Raw genomic sequence first — 5,029 nt, 5'->3', positions numbered from 1 at the left:
CGGGCGGGCGGGAGGGGCGGCCCAACCGGCCCAAGCCGGAACGTGGGGGCCGTGGTGGACTGCCCCCCATGCAGACCGCGAGACGCGTGCTACTCGTTGCGTACGACAACGCCCAAATCCTCGACATAGCCTGCCCCAGCGGCGCCCTGGACATAGCCAACCGCTACGGCGCGACCCCTCCGTACCGCATAGAACTGGGAACGGTGGGCCGCCGCCCGGCCACCAGCTCGGCAGGCATAGCGCTCGCGGCCGGGCAGCGCCTGGAGACGGTGACCGGCCCCCTGGACACCCTCATGGTGGTGGGCGGCGCGGGCTACGAGGACGCCGCCACCGACCCCCACCTGGTCACCCACGTACGCCGCCTCGCGGCACAGAGCCACCGCATAGTCTCCGTCTGCACGGGTGCGTACGTCCTGGCGGCCGCCGGCCTCCTGGACCACCGCCGCGCCACCACCCACTGGGGCTACGCGGCCCAACTGGCCGCCCGCCACCCCACGGTGGCCGTGGACGTGGCCCCCCTCTACGTACGCGACGGCAACGTCTACACCTCCGCGGGCGTCACCAGCGCCCTGGACCTCACGCTCTCCCTGATCGAGGACGACCACGGCCCCACCCTGGCCCGCGCGGTGGCCCGCGAGCTGGTCTCGTATCTGCACCGCCCCGCCGATCAGGCCCAGATCAGCATGTTCCTGGCCGCGCCACCACCGGGCGACCGCCTGGTCCGCGACCTCGCGGGCCACATCGCGGCGCACCTGGCCGAGGACCTGTCCCCCGCCGCCCTCGCGGCCCGCGCGGGCGTGAGCACCCGCCACCTCACCCGCCTGTTCTCCGCCCATCTGGGCACCACCCCGGCCCGCGCGGTGAGAGCGGCCCGCACGGAGGCGGCCGCCCACCTGGTGCGCTCCAGCGAACTGTCCCTCGCGGCCATCGCCCGCCGCTGCGGCTTCGGCTCCGCGCAGACGCTGCGCCAGGCTTTCGTGGACCACTACGGCATGCCCGGGGACAGGATTCGCAGGATGCCGGACATGCCCCGCCCACGGACGCCTCTCCCCCGCGAGACTCCCGTGCCATGACGCACCCGACAGAACGCCCCACAACCACGACCCGCCGCACCGTCCTGCGCGGCACCGCCGCCACCGCCGCGCTCGCCACCGCGGGCCTCGCCGCGACCGGGTCCGCGCACGCCACAGACGTACCCCCGAAGACCGGTGGCAGCGACGGCCCCCGGATCGGCATCCTCCTGTACGACGGCTACAGCCTCCTCGACCCCACGGGCCCCGCCGAAGTCCTCTCCCGCGTCCCCGGCGCGAGCGTCACGATGATCGCCGAGCGGCGCGGCCCCGTACGCACCGACACAGGTGACGTGGCCGTCCTGGCCGAGCGCGCCCTCGACGAGGCGGGCCGCCTGGACGTCCTCCTCGTACCGGGCGCGGGCAACCGCGGCACGATCGCCGCGATGCGGAACCGGACCCTCCTCGACTGGATCCGCGAGACCAACCGCCGTACCCGTTACACCACTTCCGTGTGCACGGGTTCGCTGATCCTGGCGGCGGCCGGGCTCCTGGACGGCCGCCGCGCGACGACGTACTGGGCGTCGGCCCCGTACATGGAGAAGACCTTCGACATCACTTACGTCCCGGAACGCTACGTAAAGTCAGGGAAGTTCATCACCTCGGCCGGCGTCTCGGCCGGTCTGGACATGGCCCTCTACTTGGCCGCGAAGCTCACCGACGACGACACGGCGAAGGCGATCCAGCTCGCCGTCGAGTACGACCCGCGGCCGCCGTTCGACGCGGGGAACGCGCAGGAGGCGAGCGAGGAGCTGAAGGCGCGGGCGCTGAAGATCCTGGAGGACTCGCAAGTCTGAAAGAGGACTCGCGAGTCTGAGAGCGGCCGTACTCCGGCGGGGCTCACGCCCTCGGGTAGCGGGCCAGCCAGCCCGGGGCCGCGCCGGCGGGGCTGTGCAGGGCGGGGCCCTGCGTCATCTCCATGGCGAAGTCGTCCGCGAGTTCGAGAATGGTGGCGCGCCCTTCCAGCTCCGTGAGCCAACCGGGCGGCAGCGCGGTCTCCCCGTGCAGGGCGCCGAGCAGCGCCCCGCACAGCGCGCCGGACGCGGCCGACGCGCCGCTGTGGTTGACGGCGAGCCGCAGCCCGTGCCGGATGTCCTCGCCGACGAGGGCGCAGTACACGGCGGCGGCGAGCGCGCCCACCGCCCCGCCCTCACCGGCCAGTTCCTCGACGCGCGTGGCCGTGGGCATGCCCTGCCGGACGGCGCCGAGGGCGTGCCGCAGCGCGTCGGTGACGGGCTGGTGGCCGGGCCGGGCGGCGAGCAGCGCGAGGGTGCGCTGGATGGCGCCGTCGAGCGACTCGCCCCGGGCGAGCCCGTGCACGAGGATGGTGTGCGCGCCGGCCGCGAGGAAGCCCGTGGGATGCCCGTGCGTCTGCACGGCGCACTCGACGGCGAGTTGGAGCACGAGCTGCGGTTCCCACCCGACGAGCAGCCCGAAGGGCGCCGACCGGGTGGCCGCCTCCGGGCCCTGTTCGCCCGGGTTCTTCGGCACGTCGAGCGTGCCCATGCGGTCGTCGGCGAGCCCGGTGAGGCAGGCACGGGCGGGGTCGCGGCGCGAGTACAGCCACTCCTCGCGGGCCAGCCAGCCGTCTTCCTTGCGGCGCTCGTCGGGCCCCCAGTCGCGCTGGGTCGCGGCCCACCGCCGGTAGGCGCGGTGCAGGTCGGTGGGCGGGTGCCAGGCCCCGGTGTCGCGCCGCACCTGCGCCCGTATCAGCCCGTCGACGCTGAACAGCATCAGCTGGGTGGCGCAGGTGACGGCGCCGCGTCTGCCGTGCGCGGCGGCGAGTTCGGTGAGGCCCTCGGTGCCGTGCGCCTCGCGGATCGCACCGAGCCCGAGCCCGTCGACGGGCGCTCCGAGGGCGTCCCCGACGGCGGCCCCGAGCAGCGTGCCGCGCACCCGGCTGCGGAAGTCCTGCTGCTCGGTGCGGCCCCACACACCGGTGGCTGCTGCAGTGCTCACCGAACCCCCTTTCCCGTGCCCTGGCGTCCGACTCCGCAGCACTGTAATCGAACGGGAACGGTGGGTTCAGGGCCCAAGTGGTTTGTACGGAGGTGCCCTTTCTCTGTCTCCCGGAGGGGGTTGTGCGCTACCTCCCAGAAGGGTTGAGCGCTAGCTGCCGGAGGGGGTCGGCCGGTGCTCGACGTACTCGATGACGGTGCCGTCGGGGTGCCGGGCCGTGAACCCCGTACCGGTGGGAACGCGGTGCGGCGGGTCCAGGATCTCGACGCCGTCCTCGGCGGCGAGCCTGGCCAGGAAGGCGTCGGTGGAGTCGACGAGCAGCGTCCCGTCGGTGGCCCGGAACGGCTCCAGGACCTCCTCCTCCGCCTCGACGAGGAGGAAACTTCCGACGACGGCGAGCGTGAGTTCCTTGGCCGGATACGTGAAGTACATGTCCCGTTCCGTGCCGAGCAGCCGCTCGTAGAAGCCGGTGACGGACTCCAGGGTGCCGGGCGGGGTGTAGACGCGGATGAGGGTGCGGGGTTCGGTGAGGTGGGAGGAGTCGTTGTGGCGGCGGATGACGACGGGGGTGTCGGTCGCTTCAGTCATGCGGCAAGCATCGGCCCGGGAATGGGGGCCTGCCAGGGGGGTGTTCATGGGGTGAGTGGAGGTCACAGGATGACGGACCCGATGGCATCGCTGACATCGCTGACATCGCTGACATCGCGGACGTCGCGCCGCGAGCTGGGCGGCTTCCTGCGCGCCCACCGCGAGACCCTCGCCCCCGCGGCCGTGGGGCTCCCGCGGACGCCCCGCCGCCGCACGGCCGGCCTCCGCCGCGAGGAGGTCGCGGCGCTCTCCGGGGTCTCCGTGGCCTGGTACACCTGGCTGGAGCAGGGCCGGGTGGACACCTCCCGCCAGGTCCTGGACGCCGTGGCCCGCACCCTGCGCATGGACGAGGCGGCGCACGCCCACGCACGGGCACTCGCGGGCTTCGCGCCGCCGGAGCTCCCGGCGGCCCCGGACGCACCGCGGTCGTCGGCCGCCGCGCACCAGCCCATGCTGGACGCCTGGCCGGCGAGCCCCGCCCTGCTGCTCGACTCCGCCTTCGACATCCTGACCTGGAACAAGGCGTACGCCACGCGCTGGCCGGACCCCGCCGACGTACCCCCGGACCGCCGCAATCTGCTCCTGCTCCTCACCACCGACCCCCGCCACCAGGCCCTCCTCCCCGCCTGGCGGCCCCTGGCCCTCGACCTCTACCGCCACTTCCGCACCCGCGCGGACCGCGAGCCGCCGACGTCCCGCAGCGCCCGCGTCACGGAGCTGCTGCGCGAAGGGTGCCCGGAGCTGGAGGACTGGTGGGGGTGCCGGTCGGTGGGCGACTTCACCTCGCACCGGGTCGAACTCGCCCTGGATCAGGGCGGGTCTGCGGCGTACGAGATGACGTTGCTGCGCACGCCGGAGCCCCGCGGCGGGAGCGTCCTGGTCCATACGCCCGCGCTATAACGAACGTTCTATCCAACGAAGGTGGTAGCCGACCCGGCCTCGGCGGCCTCGGCCCATGGCCTTGGCTAATCTGCACGGGTGACCACCGACCTGACCCTGCTGCCGCGGGTGGCGTATCGCGGGCACGAGGTCACCGCACCCCGGCTGCGCGGTCTCCTCGCGCTGCTCGCGGGCGACCTGCGTGCGGGCTGCAGCACCGAGCGGCTCGTGGCGGGGCTGTGGCCGGACGCCGAACTGCCGGAGCGGCCGGGCAAAGCGGTGCAGGTCCTCGTGTCCAGGGCGCGGGCGGGCCTTGGCGCGGACGTCATCGCGAGCACACCGACGGGATACCGGCTCACCCTCGCCGAGGACCGGGTCGACAGCTCCGCGCTGCTGCTGCACGCCGCCGCGAGCGCGGAGCGGGCCAGGGCCGGGGACCACGCGGCGTCGCTGGCCGCGGCCGAGGCCGGGCTCGCGCTGTGGGCGGGCACCCCGGACGCGGCCGGTGAGACCGGCGACCCGGTGGCCGTGCT

Annotated in this window: 5 protein-coding genes and 1 pseudogene; 4 read left to right on the top strand and 2 right to left on the bottom strand. The window is 74.1% G+C overall.

What is annotated here, in order from left to right; all coding sequences use genetic code 11:
• Positions 1 to 86: 86 nt before the first annotated feature.
• Both STRAU_RS12795 and STRAU_RS12790 read left to right on the top strand, forming a co-directional pair.
• Positions 87 to 1,073: a GlxA family transcriptional regulator gene (locus tag STRAU_RS12795; protein WP_016640718.1), complete on the top strand. Its 987-nt coding sequence runs from the start codon at positions 87 to 89 to the stop codon at positions 1,071 to 1,073.
• The gene (locus STRAU_RS12790) at positions 1,070 to 1,867 is read left to right on the top strand and encodes a DJ-1/PfpI family protein (RefSeq protein ID WP_016640719.1); all 798 of its coding nucleotides are present in this window, start codon (positions 1,070 to 1,072) and stop codon (positions 1,865 to 1,867) included. The genes STRAU_RS12795 and STRAU_RS12790 overlap by 4 nt, the downstream gene beginning before the upstream one ends.
• A 43-nt stretch (positions 1,868 to 1,910) precedes the next feature.
• Here STRAU_RS12790 and STRAU_RS12785 read toward each other — a convergent pair whose 3' ends face one another.
• Positions 1,911 to 3,029 carry an ADP-ribosylglycohydrolase family protein gene (locus STRAU_RS12785; protein ID WP_078621175.1) on the bottom strand — a complete coding sequence of 373 codons (1,119 nt, stop codon included), beginning with the start codon at positions 3,027 to 3,029 and terminating at the stop codon, positions 1,911 to 1,913.
• 150 nt (positions 3,030 to 3,179) lie between these two features.
• Positions 3,180 to 3,617 (bottom strand): VOC family protein, encoded by a 438-nt coding sequence (locus STRAU_RS12780; RefSeq protein ID WP_016640715.1) that lies wholly within the window; start codon positions 3,615 to 3,617, stop codon positions 3,180 to 3,182.
• Between the two features lie 81 nt (positions 3,618 to 3,698).
• Between STRAU_RS12780 and STRAU_RS12775 the strand changes: the two genes are divergently transcribed.
• Together STRAU_RS12775 and STRAU_RS12770 are read left to right on the top strand one after the other, a co-directional pair.
• Positions 3,699 to 4,517 carry an MmyB family transcriptional regulator gene (locus tag STRAU_RS12775; protein WP_106967902.1) on the top strand — a complete coding sequence of 273 codons (819 nt, stop codon included), beginning with the start codon at positions 3,699 to 3,701 and terminating at the stop codon, positions 4,515 to 4,517.
• 78 nt (positions 4,518 to 4,595) lie between these two features.
• A pseudogene (locus tag STRAU_RS12770) lies at positions 4,596 to 5,029 on the top strand (AfsR/SARP family transcriptional regulator); the annotation flags it as partial.

Origin of the sequence: Streptomyces aurantiacus JA 4570 (assembly GCF_000414115.1) — a bacterium.
GTDB lineage: Bacteria > Actinomycetota > Actinomycetes > Streptomycetales > Streptomycetaceae > Streptomyces > Streptomyces aurantiacus_A.
This window is presented reverse-complemented; position numbering and strand designations above follow the sequence as displayed.

Bases quoted from the DNA above. Each gene is read 5' to 3' on its own strand.
- STRAU_RS12790 (WP_016640719.1), top strand. From the start codon at position 1,070: ATGACGCACCCGACAGAACGCCCCACAACCACGACCCGCCGCACCGTC.
- STRAU_RS12780 (WP_016640715.1), bottom strand. From the start codon at position 3,617: ATGACTGAAGCGACCGACACCCCCGTCGTCATCCGCCGCCACAACGAC.
- STRAU_RS12775 (WP_106967902.1), top strand. From the start codon at position 3,699: ATGGCATCGCTGACATCGCTGACATCGCTGACATCGCGGACGTCGCGC.